The following is a 17,237-nucleotide window of genomic DNA, read 5'->3' as shown; positions in this document are numbered from 1 at the left end:
ACCGCCGCCGGGGTGGGGCCTTATTGCTGCGCTGTGGTGGTCGGCTTCTCGGTGGCGGCGTGCTCTTCCACCAACGGCTTGCCGTTCATGGCGACGGGCTCCGGCGCGACTTCGTCACCCGGGCGCACATGCTGCAAGCCCGCGACGATGATGCGATCACCCGCGGCAAGGCCGCTCGTGATGATGCGAAGATCATCCGCCATCGCTCCGAGCTTCACTTCCCGATAGGCTGTCTTGTTGTCAGCGCCGACAACAATGACGTACTTCTTGTCCTGATCGGTGCCTATGGCGCGCTCGCTGATCGCAATGATCGGCGCGCCACGGGGCTTCGCCATGCGGACCCGGACGAACTGTCCAGCGATCAGCCTGCCATCGGCATTATCGAGCGTCGCGCGCAGGCGCACCGTGCCGCTCGCGACATCGACCTTGTTGTCGATCAGCTGCAGCGAGCCGCGGCGCCATTGCCCCTCGGCCGACGCAGTCGAAATCTCGACAGGAATTTGCTCGACGCGCGCTGTCGCATTCGCCTCGGGCGAAAGCGTTGCAAGTGCGCGCGAAACGACATTCTCGTCGGCGTTGAAGCTTGCATAGATCGGATTGACCGAGACGATCGTCGTCAGCACCGGAGCGTTGGGGCCAGACTCAACAAGGTTGCCGACCGTGATTTCACGCCGGCCCACGCGACCCGAGACCGGTGCTCGCACTTCCGTCCATTCAAGATTGAGTTTCGCGGTTCTGAGTGCGGCCTGAGCGCTTTTCAGGTTTGCGATCGCCGCGTCGTACGCGTTTGCGCGCGAATCGAGTTCCCGCTCGGAAAGAGCGTTGCCGATGATTTTGCGGGCGCGCTCCACGTCGGTTTTGGTGAAAACGACCTGTGCTTCTGCTGCGGCGACCGTGCCGCTCAAGCGCTCGACCTCAGCAGCATAAGGAGAGGGATCAATGGTAACCAGCGTATCGCCGGCTTTCACCAGCGCGCCTTCGCGGAAATGAATGGCTGAGATCTGCCCGGAAACACGAGGACGAAGGTCGACGCGTTCCACGGCCTCAAGGCGGCCCGAGAATTCATCCCACGTTTCGGCGTCGCGGGCTTCTACCGTTGCGACAGAAACTGCCACTGGCGGGCGCGCCTGGGCGAACGCCACCTCTGCGCTGGCTGTAAGAAGAACAGTAGCTACGGCTGCCGAACCCATCAGCCGTTTCAGATCTCGTGAAGAAACGCGAAGTCGCATGATAACCCTCGATTGTTCACGCCTATGGCGCGTCGCCGCAGCGGCGTGCTGCCGGAAAAAGTGAAAAGGGCCGTGAATGCGGCGGCCCCAAGCAGGAGGACCGCCGCCGTGTCGTCGCTCAGGAAAAATTGTCGTGGTTGATTCCGGGAGACCAACGGTCGCGCGAGGCATCGAACCGCCCCGCCTTCTCCACGGAATCTCCTTCATCCCGAGATTGATACCCGCAAGCGGATACGATGAACGGACGCACCTCATCGGTAATCTGAATGGAGGTTCGACCTGAAACCCACCCTGCAAATCCTCGGAGGACCGCAGTAGCGCTGCCGAAAGTACTTTTCATCGTGCGCCGATTCCCTATATATGTACCGAGTGGTACGGATATAGGCGGGGCCGTGAACGTGTCAACTGCTATTTGTATCGACCAGTATGAAAATGTATAGGTGTAAACCAAACAAAAAAGTTATCGGGAGAGAAGCGGTGCAAAAAGGCCGCCCCAGGGAATTCGACGTTGAGCAGGTGCTCGACAAGGCTTTGAAGGTCTTCTGGGAGCACGGTTACGAAGGGGCATCCCTCACCGATCTCACGGAAGCCATGGGGATTAGCCGTCCGAGCCTCTATGGCGCTTTCGGAAGCAAGGAAGAGCTCTTCAAGCTGGCCCTGGAGCGCTACGAACAGAAGGGGCCGGGCTCGCTGTATCGTGATGCGATCGCGCAACCGACGGCCAGAGCCGTGGTTGAGAAGCTTCTGACAGGCTGTGCGATGTTCCTGTCGGACCCATCAAACCCGCCCGGATGCCTTGCCGTGCAGGGCGCTCTTTCGTGCGGTGAAGCGGCCGAATCAATCAAGCAGGAGCTTTGCCGGCGCCGGTCGATGGGCGAGAAGGAGCTTCGCGATCGGTTCGAACGCGCCAAGGCCGAGGGTGATTTGCCAGCCGATGCCGATCCGGACGCGCTGGCGCGCTATACAATGACGGTGGCGCAAGGCATGGCGGTGCAGGCAACGAGCGGCGCGTCGCGCGAGGCTCTTCTGGCCGTTGCGGAAATGGCTCTGCAAGCCTGGCCGGTTGCGAAGGAAAAGACCAGGTGATCCCGTTCGCTCGCCTGCGCGAGATCATGTAGGACTGTCGCTGCAAAGCAGACCTAGTCCTGTTCTCAACCGGCCAATCCATCTGGTGAAATTGTCATCGCGGAGTTCTTGAATGCCCCACTGGCTCGTACCCGGCGCGATCGCAGCGTCCGTCCTGCAACTCGCTCTCATGGCTGAGATGCCGGTGTCGATGGCAGGCGGCGCCGAATTAGCGGAGCGAAATTCTTGCAGTGCAGACGCCAAGAACGCTGGTATCACGCTGCCGAAGGGGTTCTGCGCCACGATCTTTGCCGACAAGGTAGGCGCGCCTCGCCATATGGCCGTCGGCCCTGACGGTACGGTCTACGTCAACAATCGCAGCCGCAAATCGTCATCCAGCGGCTCCCTGCTGGCCTTGAAAGACACCAAAGGCCAAGGCCACGCCGACGTCGTTGAGCGGTTCGGGCCGCCGGACGACGGCGGCACCGGTATCGCGGTTTATAAGAATGGCGTCTACGTCGATCTGGGCGATGAAATCGTTCGTTACGATCTCAAGCCCGGCGACATTGCACCCAAGGGCAAACCCGAAACCATCGTATCCGGTATCCCGCAGAACGGAGACCATAAATCTCGCCAGTTTACGATCGATCCGGCAGGCAACCTCTTCCTCAATATCGGATCGGCAACGGACTCCTGCCAAGTCGATAATCGGGCACCGGAATCGCCCGGTATCGATCCGTGCGTCGAGCTCGAGACGCACTCTGGAGTTTGGCGATTCGACGCCAACAAAACCGGCCAAGTGTTTTCGCCTGCCGCGAGATACACGACGGGCATTCGCAATGCCGCAGGCATCGACTTCGATGAATCGGGCCGCGTTTATGCGACCCAACACGGCCGCGATCAGCTTCATGAGAACTGGCAGCACCTGTACACCTCCAAGCAAGGCTCGGAACAGCCCGCGGAAATCCTCGTCGAGCTTCGCGAGGGCGGCGATTACGGCTGGCCGTACTGCTATTTCGACGCGGCGCAGAACAAGCACGTGCTCGCACCCGAATACGGCGGCGACGGCGGCAAAGCCGTCGGCCGGTGCGCGGATAAGCTTCCTCCCGTGGCCGCCTATCCCGCTCATTGGGCGCCGAACGATCTGAAGATCTACAAGGCAAACGCTTTTCCCGAGTCCTATCGCGGCGGCGCGTTCATCGCGTTCCATGGATCGTGGAACCGCTCCGACGGTCCGCAGCAAGGCTATAAAGTCGTCTTCCAGCCGCTCGCTGACGGCAAAGCCTCGGGCCCCTACACCACTTTCGCCGACGGTTTCCGCGACGGAGATCCAGAAGGCACAGAGCATCGGCCCACGGGGCTTGCGGTCGGACCCGATGGCGCGCTTTACGTCAGCGACGATGCTGGTGGCCGAATCTGGCGCATCGTCTACACGGGGTGACCTGAAGTTCGGACGCGAAGGGGTGGGTAAGCGTTGGCGGGAAAAGACATCGCATTTTTGACCGGCGCCTCCGGATTCGTAGGCTCAGCGGTCGCCCGCCGCCTTATCGCGGAAGGATTTGCCGTCCGCGCGCTTGTCCGGCCGACAAGCAATCGCGCCAACTTGACGGATGCCGGGCTGGATATTGTTGAAGGGGATATTCGCGACGCGGACTTGATCGCGCGAGCCGTTCAAGGCACGCGCTATGTTTTCCACGTGGCTGCCGACTATCGCCTGTGGGCGCCGGACCCGGAAGAGATCATCAGAACGAACACGCAAGGCACGCGCGCCGTGATGGACGCTGCCTTGAAAGCCGGGGTCGAACGCGTCGTCTACACGTCCAGCGTCGCAACGCTGAGGGTGTTTGAGGACGGCACGCGTTCGGACGAGACGATGCCTCTCGACGCCCAAAGGGCTATCGGCGCCTACAAGAAGAGCAAGGTGCTCGCCGAGCGCCTCGTTGAGCGCATGGTGGCGGAAGAAGGTTTGCCGGCCGTCATCGTCAATCCGTCGACGCCGATCGGCCCGCGCGATGTCCGCCCGACGCCGACCGGGCGCATCGTGGTTGAGGCGGCATCGGGGAGAATGCCGGCCTACGTCGAGACGGGATTGAATCTGGTGCACGTCGATGACGTCGCTGATGGACATATTGCGGCCCTGAGGTACGGGCGCATTGGCGAACGTTACATTCTGGGGGGCGAGGACATGACTCTCGGGCAGATGCTCGCTGAAATCGCGCATCTCGCTGGCCGCAGGCCACCGTCGATCAAGCTTCCGCGCCAGATCATCTATCCGATTGCCTACGGGGCGGAAGCCGTCGCGCGCTTCACGGGTCGAGAGCCGTTCGCCACCGTCGATGGCCTGCGCATGGCGAAATACAAAATGTTCTTTTCATCCGCCAAAGCTCAAGCTGAACTTTCCTATCGGGCGCGTCCCGCTCGAGAAGCACTGGCGGAAGCCTATCGCTGGTTTCGCGATGCCGGGTATCTGAAATGACAGCGCTTGATGTCATAGCGGCCCTGAGCCTCGCTGCTTGGGCTTACCTCGTGCTGTTCAACGGCGGATTCTGGCTGACGAGCGAGCGCGAGGAGACCGACGGCGAGAAGTCCTCCACACCGGCCATCTGGCCGCGCGTAACGGCCGTCATCCCGGCACGAAACGAAGCCGATATGCTTCCTTCGTCGCTCACGTCTCTGGCGGCGCAGGACTATCCCGGAGAATTCTCCATTGTGCTCGTCGACGATCAAAGCAACGACGGGACAGCCGATATCGCCCAAAAGATCGCTGCGACGTCGCCTCGTCAGATAACAGTCATCAGTGGCCACGAACTGCCGCCGGCTTGGACCGGCAAGGTTTGGGCGATGCACCAAGGAATTGCCGCAGCCTCCGTCTCGAAACCCGATTATCTGCTTCTGACCGACGCTGACATTGCCTACGCGCCGGGTACGCTTCGGTCGCTTGTCAAAAGCTCTAACGCGAACGGCCGCGCCATGACATCGGTGATGGCCAAGCTCAAATGCGAAAGTTTCGTTGAAAAAGCCTTGGTTCCGGCCTTCATCTTTTTCTTCAAGATGCTTTATCCATTTCGCTGGGTAAATCGGCAGACAGCAGCGACGGCAGCAGCAGCCGGTGGTTGCATGTTAGTTGAGCGCGGCGCGTTGGAACGGGCTGGCGGCATCGCCGCCATCCGCGGCGCGCTCATTGACGATTGTGCGCTCGGAAAGCTGTTGAAAACGCAGGGGCCGATTTGGCTCGGTCTTTCCAATAATGTGACCAGTCTACGTGAATACCCCGCACTGCAAGATATTCGCCGAATGGTTGCGCGTTCGGCCTACGCCCAACTGAAGTACTCGCCGCTGCTATTGCTTGGTACGGTCGTCGGCATGGCACTTATTTATCTGGTACCGCTTGTTTTTGCGTTTTTCGCCGATGACCCTGCGAACGTACTCGCTGTGGCTGCATATTTGATAATGATCTTTGCATTTCAGCCGACGTTGCGCTTTTACAACCGTTCAGGACTTTGGGCTCTCGCGCTACCAGTTATCGCGATGACCTATGTGGGTTTCACGCTAGATTCGGCGTATCAGCATAGGCGCGGTCGCGGAGGCCTCTGGAAAGGCCGAGTACAGGCCGCAAAGTAGGCAGGCAATGACGGTCGACGGCAAGTACAAATCCGGCAAGTCCGAGCGTGACGAGAACTTTCCTGTTGCGTCGCGCATCATTGCCTCGCGTCACCGCGCGCCCATTCTGGCCTTCTATCGCTTTGCGCGCGCCGCCGATGATGCCGCTGATCATCCGGCGCTGGACGCACAATCGAAATTGTCGATCCTTGAGGCGCTCGAACAAACACTGCTCGGCCATTCCGATGCCGCAGTCGATGCGCTGGCCCTGCGCGAACAACTGCAACTGAGGAACTTGAGCGCGCAGCACGCGCTCGATCTGCTCAAGGCCTTCCGGCAGGACGTTACCAAGAATCGCTACAACACGTGGGACGAGCTTATCGAGTATTGCCGGTATTCGGCGATGCCCGTCGGCCGCTTCGTTCTCGACGTCCACGGCGAACCGGCCTCAACGTGGCAGCATTCCGATGCCTTGTGCACGGCGCTGCAGATCATCAATCACCTGCAGGATTGCGCGAAGGACTATCGCAATATCGATCGCGTCTACGTGCCGATCGAAGAGCTTGCGTTGTACGGTGCGAGCATCGAGGCTCTGGCGGCGCCCAAAGCGTCGCCGGAATTGCGCGCATGTCTCCAAGCCTTGGCCGCGCGGACCGAGCGCCTCATGCCTGAGGCGGCGCTGTTGCCCTCCAGCGTCGCCGATACTCGGCTCGCTGTGGAGACGGCCGTCATTGCAGCGCTCGCGCGCAAGCTGATCGGCCTCCTGAAGACGCGGGATCCGCTCTCAGAGACCGTCCACCTTTCCAAATCACACGCAGCTGCTATAGCGGCGCGCACGGCGGCCACGACGCTTCTGGGCCGCCCCTTCACACGTGCTGCGTTCACTAAGACGTCAAGGATGATGCCGCATGAGCGCTGAGATCGACAGCCTGATTGCTGAAGAAACGCCGGCCGCCGCCAGCAGCTCGTTCTATGCAGCGATGCGGGTTCTACCGCGCCAGCAGCGCGAGGCGATGTATCACGTGTACGCCTTCTGCCGGGCCGTCGATGACGTGGCCGATAATGGCGGCTCGCGGGAGGTTCGCTTGGCCGACCTCGTCCAGTACCGCGAAGACATTGAAGCCCTCTATGCAACAGGACGCCGGACGCAGCGCACGCGCGACCTCGCGGGCCCGATTGCGCAGTATGGCCTGCTAAAGGATGATTTCATCGCCGTCATCGACGGCATGGAGATGGATATCGTCCGCGATCTTCGCGCACCCGAATGGAAGGTGCTCGACCTCTATTGCGACCGCGCAGCTTCTGCCGTTGGAAGATTGTCGGTACGCATTTTCGGCATGGAAGAAGCGGCCGGAATAGAGCTGTCGCACAACCTCGGCCGCGCGCTGCAGCTGACGAACATCCTGCGCGACGTCGACGAAGACGCCAGCATGGGCCGGCTCTATCTGCCCAAAGAGGCGCTGCGCGAGTGCGGTCTTGCAGACCTCTCGATTGCCGAGATCCTTGCCGATCCGCGGCTCGATCGCGTGTGCCGTGGTATCGCGGATAAGGCGCGCAGGTACTACGACGCCTCGGATGCCATCATGGCGCGCAGCTCCCGCCGCTCGGTTAGGTCGCCGCGCATGATGGCGACGGTCTATCGGGGCATCCTCGAGAAGCTGATTGCACGAGGATGGCACGCGCCGCGCGTCGATGTACGCCGCTCCAAGCGCACTGTGCTCTGGGCTGTTCTGCGCGACGGCATTTTCTAAATGAGCGACGGCACTGTTCACATCGTCGGGGCTGGCCTTGCCGGCCTCTCGGCGGCGGTCACATTGGTCGGCAGCGGGCGCAAGGTCGTCATCCACGAACTTGCACGCCATGCGGGCGGCCGTTGCCGCTCCTATTTCGAACCCGCGCTTGGACTGACGATCGACAACGGCAACCATCTGCTGCTGTCGGGCAACTCCAGCGCGATAAGCTATCTGAATACGATCGGCGGCAGACATCTGCTCGACGACCCGCAGCACGCGGAGTTCGCCTTCTGCGATTTGAAATCCGGAGAGCGCTGGACGCTGCGGCCCAATGACGGGCCGCTGCCCTGGTGGGTTTTCGCAAAGAACCGTCGCGTGCCCGGCACGCGTGCTGCCGATTACATTCGCCTCGCAAGCCTCCTCCAATCCAAAGCCAACGATACGATTACGCAGCGGGTCGATGTGCGCTCGCCGGTTTTTACTCGGCTGATGCAGCCAGTGTTGCTCGCTGCGCTGAACTGCGATGCCTCCGAAGGCTCAGCTCAGCTCGCAGCCGCCGTCGTACGCGAAACGCTCGCGCGCGGAGGACAAGCCTGCCGTCCGTTGTTCGCGGCGCACGGGTTGGGGCCGGCCCTTATCGATTCCGCGCTGTCGTTTCTCGGCAAGCGGGGCGCCGAAGTGCGGTTCGATCATCCGCTGCGATCGATCGAACTAGGCGAGCGCAACATCCGCGCCCTGCAATTCGAAGATGGCACTGTCGAGCTGAAGGAGAGCGATAGGCTCATCCTCGCAGTACCCGCTTGGGTGGCCCGCACTTTGGTTCGCGATCTGACGGTACCGACGGAATACCGGTCGATCTGCAATGCGCACTTCGCCATCGCACCGCCAGCGGATTTGCCGAAGATCATGAGCGTCATCAACGCCACGACGGAATGGCTGTTCGCATTCGAAAACCGGCTGTCTGTTACCGTCAGCTCCGCCGACCGCTTCAATGAGGCGGAGAGAGAGCCGCTCGCGCGGCAGATTTGGGCCGAGGTCGCCAAGATCGCGAACCTCCCCGCAGATCTGCCGCCATGGCAGATCGTGAAGGAGCGGCGCGCCACTTTTGCCGCAACGCCTGAGCAAAATGCCCTGCGTCCAAAACCACGCACGCGTTGGGAAAACCTCATTCTAGCGGGCGATTGGACCGACACCGGACTTCCCGCGACAATTGAAGGCGCGATAAGGTCCGGTGAGGGGGCCGCAAAACTGGCGATGTCGGCGCGCTTCTGATAGGACGCTCGAACTTCTGGGAGAGCATCTATGAACTTCAATCCTGCAGCGCAGTCAGCCCGGCTTGAGCCGGCTATCGCAGCGCGCGGCATCGCCACGACCGATATCGAAAACGCAATCAGCAAGGCCAAGACCGCGCTTCTCTCATTGCAGCGGGACGATGGCCATTTCGTATTCGAACTCGAAGCGGACGCGACGATTCCGGCAGAATACGTTCTGATGCGTCACTATCTGGCCGAGCCCGTGGACGCAGAGCTTGAGGCCAAGATCGCCAACTATCTACGCCGTATCCAGTCGGCCGATGGCGGCTGGCCGCTTTTCCACGAGGGTGAGTCGAACATCAGCGCCAGCGTGAAGGCGTACTTCGCGCTGAAGATGATCGGCGTCGGCACCGAAGAGCCGTACATGAAGAAGGCGCGCGGCTGGATCTTGTCGCAGGGCGGCGCCTCGCACGCGAACGTTTTCACGCGCAACCTGCTCGCACTGTTCGGCGCAATTCCTTGGCGAGGCGTGCCGGTGATGCCGGTCGAGATCATGGTGTTGCCGCGGTGGTTTCCGTTCCACCTAGACAAGATTTCGTACTGGGCGCGCACCGTCGTGGTGCCGCTCACCGTTCTCAATGCGTTGAAGCCGCGCGCGCGGAACCCCAAAGGCGTCGGCATTTCCGAGCTGTTCACGATCCCGCCTGAGGACGTCAAAGTCTGGCCGAAGGGGCCGCACCAAAAATCGCCCTGGTCTGAAATTTTTGGCGCGATTGATCGCGTACTCCGTGTCTGCGAGCCATACTTCCCGAAGTCCGTACGCAAGCGGTCGATCGATAAGGCCGTCGCCTTCGTCGATGAGCGTTTGAATGGCGAAGATGGCTTGGGCGCGATCTTCCCGGCGATGGTCAACTCGCTGCTGGTCTACGATGCGCTTGGCTATTCGCATGACCATCCCAATTACCAGATCGCGCGGAAATCCATCGACAAGCTGCTGATCGTCAAAGACGACGAAGCTTACTGCCAGCCATGCCTGTCCCCGGTGTGGGACACCGCGCTTTCGACACATGCGTTGATGGAAGTGGGCGACGCGCAAGCCGAAGCGAGCGCCGAGCGTGCGCTCCAATGGCTGAAGCCGCTGCAGGTTCTCGACACAGTCGGCGACTGGGCGGCGAGCCGTCCTGGCATTCGTCCGGGCGGCTGGGCCTTCCAATATAACAACGCGCATTACCCTGATACCGACGATACCGCCGTCGTGGTGATGGCGATGGACCGCTCACTGGGGCGCGTCCAGCCGGCTGACAATTCCTACCGCGAGGCGATCGACCGGGGCCGGGAATGGATTGTCGGCATGCAAAGCAAAAACGGCGGCTGGGGTGCTTTTGACGCCGACAACACATACGAATACCTCAATCAGATCCCATTCTCCGACCACGGGGCTTTGCTCGATCCGCCGACAGCCGACGTCAGCGCCCGCTGCGTCTCGATGCTGGCGCAACTTGGAGAGCGCCGCGGCCAAAGCTACGCGCTCGACAAGGCAATTGCTTACCTCGAGCGCACGCAGGAGAAGGACGGCAGCTGGTATGGCCGTTGGGGGATGAATTACATCTACGGCACATGGTCGGTGCTGTGCGCCATGAACGCGGCTGGGGTCGACCCGAACTCGAGCGTCGTCCGCAAGGCCATCAATTGGTTGCTATCAATCCAGAATGACGACGGCGGCTGGGGCGAGGCCGGCGAGAGCTACAAGCTCGACTACAAGGGCTACGAAAAGGCGACGAGCACGGCGTCGCAAACAGCCTGGGCACTTATGGGCTTGATGGCGGCAGGGGAAGTGGATCATCCTGCGGTTCAACGGGGAATCGCGTATTTGGCGTCAACGCAGGGCTCTGACGGCTTCTGGAACGAGAAGCACTTCACGGCCACCGGCTTCCCGCGGGTCTTCTATCTCCGCTATCACGGCTACTCGAAGTTCTTTCCGATGTGGGCTTTGGCCCGCTACCGCAACCTCAAGGCTTCAAATGCGAGAACCGTGATGGCTGGGATGTAAATGCGAAAACGGGGGGGGATTATCGCAGCCACGGGGCTGAGGGCGGAGGCGCGCGTCGCGCAGCGATGCGGGCTGGTGACTGCGCTTTCCTGCGGGGGAGACGAGAAGCGGCTCGTTTCGTTGATCGACGAGACCGTCTCGGCCGGCGGCATCGACGGCATCATCAGCTTCGGAATAGCGGGCGGATTGCGGCCCGATTTGCCGTCGGGGACAATTGTCGTCGGCACCTCCGTTATCGCCAACGGCATGACCTACGATGCTGATGAACGCTGGAGTGAACGCCTGCTGGAGCTGCTCCCCAATGCAGAGCCCGGGGCCATTACGGCATCGAATTCCGTCATCGCCCGGCCGGACGACAAGCAAAACCTCTATGAGGCGACGGGCGCCTTTGCGGCCGATATGGAAAGCCACGTCGTGGCCCACTTGGCCATGCAGTACCGGCTGCCGTTTGCCGTGCTACGCGTGATCGCCGATCCAGCGACCCAGCATCTGCCGCCCGCTGCTATCAACGGCCTGAAGCCGGATGGAACGCCCAACATCGGCGGCGTTTTGAAGTCGTTGATTTCTCAGCCTGGACAGTTCCCGGACCTATTGCGGGCCGCCTCAGCGACCCGCCGGGCCATGGAGAGATTATTCAGCTGCCACAGTCTTCTGAGCCCGGGCCTCGGATTCGCTGATCTCCGCTAGCTTGTTCTCCACGTGCCGCGAGAACACGTACTCGGCCGGACGCTGCTTATCGAGCGGGATCTCGGGCGCCATCGGACCATCGGTCTTCACGCCGCGGAGCGCGACGGCGGCAATCTTCCAAGGCTTCTTCACAGCGTCCATCACGGCCGTCGCTTCAAAGCCTGAATGCACCATGCAGTCGGCGCACTTCTCGTAGTTGCCGGTGCCGTACTTGTCCCAATCGGTGCTTTCCATCAGCTCCTTGAAGGTCTTCGTATAGCCTTCGCCGAGCAGATAGCAGGGCTTCTGCCAGCCAAATACCGTGCGCGTCGGGTTGCCCCACGGCGTGCATTGGTAGGTCTGATTGCCGGCAAGGAAATCGAGGAACAGCGCCGACTGGAAGAACGGCCAAGCGCGGCCGCCGCGGCCCAGCTTGAAGATATCGCGGAAGAGCTGCTTCGTCTTTGTGCGATTGAGGAAGTGCTGCTGATCGGGCGCGCGCTCGTAGGCGTAGCCGGGCGAAATCGTGACCCCGCCGATGTCGAGCTTTTTCATTTCGTCGAGGAACTTCGCGACCTGCTCGGCCTTTGCGTCGCTGAAGAGGGTCGTATTGATGTTGACGCGGAAGCCCTTGGACTTCGCAACCTTGATCGCCTCGATGGCCCGGTCGTAAACGCCCTTCTGACAAACCGACCTGTCGTGCATCTCCTTGTCGCCGTCGAGATGGATCGACCAGTTGAAGTTCTTGTGCGGCTTGTAGAGGTGAATTTTCTTTTCGAGCAGCAGCGCGTTCGTGCAGACGGTGACGAACTTGCCCTTCTTGAGCGCGCCTTCGACGATCTCCGGCAGCTCCTTGTGGAGCAGCGGCTCGCCGCCTGCGAGCACGACGACGGGAGCTCCGCATTCGTCCATCGAATGCAGCGCGTCCGCGACCGAGATGCGCTGGTTGAGGATCTTATCCGGGTAGTCGATCTTTCCACAGCCCGCGCAGGCGAGGTTGCAGCGGAAGAGCGGCTCGAGCATCAGCACGAGCGGATAGCGTTTGCGCCCCTTGAGGTGCTGCTTGATGACATAGGCACCCACCGACAGGGCTTGGTTTAACGGAATTCCCACCGATAGGGCTCCTTCTAGCGGCGCTCGAACCGGCATTATCGCCGATCATAATCCTTCGAGCAATTCAGGCGGCAGGCGGAACGTGAGTTACCCCATGGCGCCGTCGAGCAATTCTCTTTGGCGTAGTCGCCCGCAGCAGCCGGCGCAGAAACGCCTGCGCTGGTGAAATCTGATACGAACCATTTACGCGCGATCATGTGGGCCCGGCAGCGGGGGCAACGTCGCGGCGACGATGCTGTTGGGTGAAGTGTCTCAAAAGCAACACACTCCCCATCACCATTTATTCATCAGCTCGACGGGTTCGTCATCTAACCCGAGCTGCTATTGAAACCAGCCCTGCCTTGAGGGACCTGTCTAACGCTATCACGAGTCCGCCCTAGAATGATTTCTCACGACGCCACTCTCCCGCGCCGCTCCACTTATTTATCGGCGGCAGCATGATCGAACGCGCTGTCGCCGGAACCGTGGCCCTCGCTGTACGGCTGCGCTGGCTCACCATTCTATTGGGCTTGGCGCTCACGGCGGGCGCCATTCACTATGTCGTCAACAATTTCGCCATCACGACCGATACCGGAAAGCTCATTTCCGCGGATCTCGATTGGCGCCAGCGCGAGTACCAGTTCGACCTCGCGTTTCCGCAGCACACCGAGACCATCGATATCGTCGTCGATGGCAAAACGCCTGAACTGACGGAAGCTGCAGCAGCCAAGCTCGCCGCAGCCTTGTCCGAGTCGAAACCCGATCCATTCCAGATCGTTCGCCGGCGCGACGGCGGCCCATTCTTCGAAAAGAACGGCCTTCTCTATCTTTCAGTGCCGGAGCTTACCCAAACGACGGAGGGTCTGATCAAGGCCCAACCTGTACTCGGCACGCTCGCTGCTGATCCGACGCTGAACGGCCTGGCAAAAGCGCTGTCTTTCGTGCCGCTCGGCATCAAGGAGGACCGCGCCAAGTGGCCGGACTTCGAAAAGCCTCTGGGCGTGTTGGCTGAGGCCATTGACGGCATTCAGGCGGGCAAGGAAACGAATTTCTCTTGGGGTGAGCTTTTCACGGGCGGAAAGCCGTCAGCGTCCGAGCTTCGCCGCTTCCTTGAGGTCAAGCCAGTCCTCGACTATTCCGCCCTCGAGCCCGGCGCCGAGGCGACCGCCCTGATTCGCCAGACTGCCGAGCGGCTCGGTCTGACGCCCGAGAACGGCGTGCGCGTGCGGCTGACGGGCGCCGTGCCGATGGCGGACGAGGAATTCGGCACCGTTGCCGAAGGAGCGGCTCTCAACGGAGCCCTAACGATCGCAGCCGTTCTGCTGATCCTGTGGCTGGCACTAAAGTCGGGACGAATCATCTTCGCTGTTCTTGTGAGCCTGTTCGCGGGACTCGCGATAACGGGCGCTCTGGGACTCTACCTCGTCGGCGCCTTGAACCTCATCTCCGTCGCCTTCGCCGTTTTGTTCGTCGGCATCGGCGTCGATTTCGGCATCCAGTTTTCAGTCAGATATCGCCACGAGCGCTTCAGCAAGCACGGCTTGCGCGATGCATTGATCGCCTCCGGAAAGAACGCCGGAAAGCCGCTGGCACTCGCCGCCGCAGCAACCACGGCGGGCTTCTACGCCTTCCTGCCGACCGATTATCGCGGCGTGTCCGAGTTGGGCCTCATTGCCGGCAGCGGCATGATCATCGCGTTCCTGACCAGCATCACGATGCTGCCCGCGATGTTATCGCTGCTCAACCCTCCCGGTGAAGCGCACGAGGTCGGCTATAAAGCCCTGGCCCCTGTCGACCGCTTCATGGCCCGGCATCGCCGCGCCATTCTCGTGCTGACAGGGATTGCCGTGGTCGCCGGACTACCGCTGCTCGCGAAGCTGGAATTCGATTTCAACCCGATCAATCTGCGCAGCGACAAGGTCGAATCCGTTTCGACCTTCAATGATCTCATGGCCGATCCGATGACTGCGCCAAACACCATCCAGGTTCTCGCCCCGAACCTGGCTGAAGCGAAAGCGGTGGCAGCCAAGCTCGATGCGCTGCCCGAGGCCGATCACACCGTGACACTCGCAAGCTTCGTGCCTGGCGATCAAACCACAAAGCTTGCGATTATTCGTGACGCAGCCGATTTGCTGGGGCCGACTCTCGAGCCCGACGAAATGGCGCCGCCACTATCGGATGCCGAGACGCAGGCGAAGTTGAAGGAGACGGCGAAGGCCTTCGACGAGGCTGCTCAACTGCCTGGCGCGCCGCCACTTGCCGCCCACATGGCCGAAACGCTGCGAAAATTAGCCGATGGGCCACCCGAGGTGCGGGCCAAGGCCGAGAAGGTGCTGCTTGACGGCTTGAAGCTGCGGCTCGCGCAAATTCGCTCTGCCTTGAAGGCCGAGCCCGTGACCCTCGAAAATCTGCCGCCTGAGATCGTCTCCGACTGGATCGCCGCCGACGGCCGCGCCCGCGTCGAAGTCGCGCCGAAAGGCGATGGCAACGACAACGCCAACCTCCGGCGCTTTGCCTCTGCCGTCCTCGCCGTCGAGCCTGAAGCAACGGGCGTGCCCATCCTCATCCAGGAATCGGCAAAGACGGTTGTGCGCTCGTTCATTCAGGCGGGGCTGCTGGCGCTGGGTTCGATAACGATCATCCTGTACATCGCGCTGCGCCGCGTCTCGGACGTTCTGTTGACGCTCGTGCCGCTATTGCTCGCAGCCGTGGTGACGCTCGAGCTTTGCGTGTTGATCGGCTTGCCGTTGAACTTCGCCAACATCATCGCGCTGCCCCTGCTGCTCGGCGTGGGGGTCGCGTTCAAAATCTATTACGTGCTCGCCTGGCGCGAAGGCGAAACGAGCCTGCTGGCCTCGCCGCTCACCCGCGCGGTGATGTTCAGCGCCATGACGACCGCGGTTGCTTTCGGAAGCTTGTTCTTCTCTAGCCATCCGGGGACATCGAGCATGGGCGAGCTTTTGGCGCTCTCGCTTGTGACGACGCTTGCCGCAGCCGTTCTCTTCCAGCCGATCCTCATGGGCCCGCCCCGGAACGCGAAGCCGGAAGACAAAGGCGCCTAAACAACAACGGCGCCGGTTAGAAACCGGCGCCGTATGATTTGCAAATCTGTCGCTTGCCGCCTTACGCGGCGTTGCGGCGCTCGCGCAGGAACTGGAAGAATTCGACGCCCTCTCTGAGGCGGCGCTTCATCATGTCGGGCTGCGTGACCATCTCGGCGACAATTGAAGCAATCTTCGGCACCCGGAAGTAGAACTTCCGATAGAAGTCCTCCACCGACGAGAAGATCTCGGTGTGCGAGAGACCCGGATAGTGCAGCGGCGCGATCTGAATGCCATTGGCATTGATGAGTTCGGCGTTCTCCACGTCAAGCCAGCCATTCTCGGAGGCCTGCTTATAGAGGAAAGTGCCGGGATAAGGCGCCGCGAGCGAGACCTGGATCGTGTGCGGATTGATCCGCGTCGCGAACTTGATGGTCTCTTCGATCGTCTCCTTCGACTCGCCCGGAAGGCCGAGAATGAAGGTGCCGTGGATCTTGATGCCGAGTTCGTGGCAGTCCTTGGTGAACCGCTCCGCGACCTCGACCCGCATGCCCTTCTTGATGTTGTGCAGGATCTGCTGATTGCCGCTCTCGTAGCCGACGAGCAGCAGGCGCAGGCCGTTGTCCTTGAGAACCTTCAGCGTATCGCGCGGCACATTCGCCTTGGCATTGCACGACCACGTAACGCCGAGCTTGCCGAGTTCCTTGGCGATCGCTTCCGCGCGCGGCAGGTCGTCCGTGAAGGTATCGTCGTCGAACATCAGCTCCTTCATCTGCGGGAACGCCTTGAGGATGTATTTCACCTCCTCGATGACGTGGCCGACGGAGCGGGTCCGGTAGCGATGGCCGCCGACGGTTTGCGGCCACAGGCAGAACGTGCAGCGGCTCTTGCAGCCGCGCCCCGTGTAGAAGGAGATGTAGGGATGCTTCAGATAGCCGATGAAGTAATTCTCCATCACGAGGTCGCGCTTATAGACCGGCGTGACGAAGGGCAGCGTATCCATGTCGTGCATCACGGGACGGTCCTCGTTGTGCACGATGACGCCCTGCGAGTTGCGGTAGGACAGGCCCTTGATGTCGCTCCAGGGCACCCCATCGGCGACGTCTTTGATCGTGAAGTCGAACTCGTTACGGGCAACGAAGTCGACAATCGGCGCGTCGCTCAAGCTTTCGTTTGATTGCACCGCGACCTTGGCGCCGATCAGCCCGACCTTCAGGTTCGGGTTCGTCGCCTTCATCGCCTCGATGACCTTGACGTCCGAATCAAACGACGGCGTCGAGGTGTGCAGAACGGCGAGGTCGTAATCGCGCACCTGCGCCAGAACATCCTGCAAGGTGGTGCGGTGCGGCGGCGCGTCGATCAACTTGGAGTTCTCGACCAGCGCGGCCGGCTGCGCCAGCCAAGTCGGGTACCAGAACGATTGAATTTCTCGCCGTGCCTGATACCGGGATCCAGCACCCCCGTCGAAGCCGTCGAACGAAGGAGCTTGTAAAAATAGCGTGCGCATG

General features: G+C 61.3%; 13 protein-coding genes. 10 read left to right on the top strand and 3 right to left on the bottom strand.

The features are described 5' to 3' along the window. Positions 1-20: 20 nt before the first annotated feature. A complete protein-coding gene (locus VFG26_RS14010; protein WP_325026347.1) occupies positions 21-1,115 on the bottom strand; it encodes an efflux RND transporter periplasmic adaptor subunit in 1,095 nt (364 codons plus the stop codon). A 591-nt stretch (positions 1,116-1,706) separates the two neighbouring features. Here VFG26_RS14010 and VFG26_RS14005 point away from each other — a divergent pair. The 9 genes from VFG26_RS14005 to VFG26_RS13965 all read left to right on the top strand — a co-directional run bounded on the left by VFG26_RS14005 (position 1,707) and on the right by VFG26_RS13965 (position 11,617). Continuing rightward, entirely contained in the window at positions 1,707-2,315 is a 609-nt protein-coding gene (locus VFG26_RS14005; protein ID WP_325026345.1) for a TetR/AcrR family transcriptional regulator, read from the top strand. A gap of 112 nt (positions 2,316-2,427) precedes the next feature. Then, positions 2,428-3,735, top strand: a complete 1,308-nt coding sequence (locus VFG26_RS14000; protein ID WP_325026343.1) for a PQQ-dependent sugar dehydrogenase — start codon at positions 2,428-2,430, stop codon at positions 3,733-3,735. A gap of 33 nt (positions 3,736-3,768) precedes the next feature. After that, a complete protein-coding gene (hpnA, locus tag VFG26_RS13995; RefSeq protein WP_325026341.1) occupies positions 3,769-4,770 on the top strand; it encodes a hopanoid-associated sugar epimerase in 1,002 nt (333 codons plus the stop codon). Between the two features lie 50 nt (positions 4,771-4,820). Further along, positions 4,821-5,915 carry a glycosyltransferase gene (locus VFG26_RS13990; RefSeq protein WP_414653305.1) on the top strand — a complete coding sequence of 365 codons (1,095 nt, stop codon included), beginning with the start codon at positions 4,821-4,823 and terminating at the stop codon, positions 5,913-5,915. Between the two features lie 7 nt (positions 5,916-5,922). Next, positions 5,923-6,813 carry a squalene synthase HpnC gene (gene hpnC, locus VFG26_RS13985; RefSeq protein WP_325026337.1) on the top strand — a complete coding sequence of 297 codons (891 nt, stop codon included), beginning with the start codon at positions 5,923-5,925 and terminating at the stop codon, positions 6,811-6,813. Continuing rightward, a complete protein-coding gene (hpnD, locus tag VFG26_RS13980; RefSeq protein WP_325026335.1) occupies positions 6,803-7,645 on the top strand; it encodes a presqualene diphosphate synthase HpnD in 843 nt (280 codons plus the stop codon). The genes hpnC and hpnD overlap by 11 nt, the downstream gene beginning before the upstream one ends. Further along, on the top strand, positions 7,646-8,899 hold the full coding sequence (hpnE, locus tag VFG26_RS13975; protein WP_325026333.1) for a hydroxysqualene dehydroxylase HpnE: 1,254 nt from the start codon (positions 7,646-7,648) through the stop codon (positions 8,897-8,899). 30 nt (positions 8,900-8,929) lie between these two features. Continuing rightward, positions 8,930-10,930: a squalene--hopene cyclase gene (shc, locus tag VFG26_RS13970; RefSeq protein ID WP_325026330.1), complete on the top strand. Its 2,001-nt coding sequence runs from the start codon at positions 8,930-8,932 to the stop codon at positions 10,928-10,930. Next, positions 10,931-11,617, top strand: a complete 687-nt coding sequence (locus VFG26_RS13965; protein ID WP_325026328.1) for a phosphorylase — start codon at positions 10,931-10,933, stop codon at positions 11,615-11,617. Here VFG26_RS13965 and hpnH read toward each other — a convergent pair. After that, on the bottom strand, positions 11,561-12,709 hold the full coding sequence (hpnH, locus tag VFG26_RS13960; protein ID WP_325026326.1) for an adenosyl-hopene transferase HpnH: 1,149 nt from the start codon (positions 12,707-12,709) through the stop codon (positions 11,561-11,563). The genes VFG26_RS13965 and hpnH overlap by 57 nt on opposite strands. A 437-nt stretch (positions 12,710-13,146) precedes the next feature. Between hpnH and VFG26_RS13955 the strand changes: the two genes are divergently transcribed. Next, positions 13,147-15,750, top strand: coding sequence for an MMPL family transporter (locus VFG26_RS13955; RefSeq protein WP_325026324.1), 2,604 nt, complete (start codon positions 13,147-13,149; stop codon positions 15,748-15,750). 61 nt (positions 15,751-15,811) lie between these two features. Here the strand turns inward: VFG26_RS13955 and hpnJ are convergent, their stop codons facing one another. After that, complete coding sequence (gene hpnJ, locus VFG26_RS13950; protein WP_325026323.1) at positions 15,812-17,236, bottom strand: hopanoid biosynthesis associated radical SAM protein HpnJ; 1,425 nt, start codon at positions 17,234-17,236, stop codon at positions 15,812-15,814. Position 17,237 lies beyond the last annotated feature (1 nt).

Origin of the sequence: Hyphomicrobium sp. (assembly GCF_035687085.1) — a bacterium.
In the GTDB taxonomy this organism is placed as follows: Bacteria; Pseudomonadota; Alphaproteobacteria; order Rhizobiales; family Hyphomicrobiaceae; genus Hyphomicrobium_B.
The sequence above is the reverse complement of the archived record's forward strand: the minus strand, read 5'-3'. Positions and strand labels throughout refer to the sequence as shown.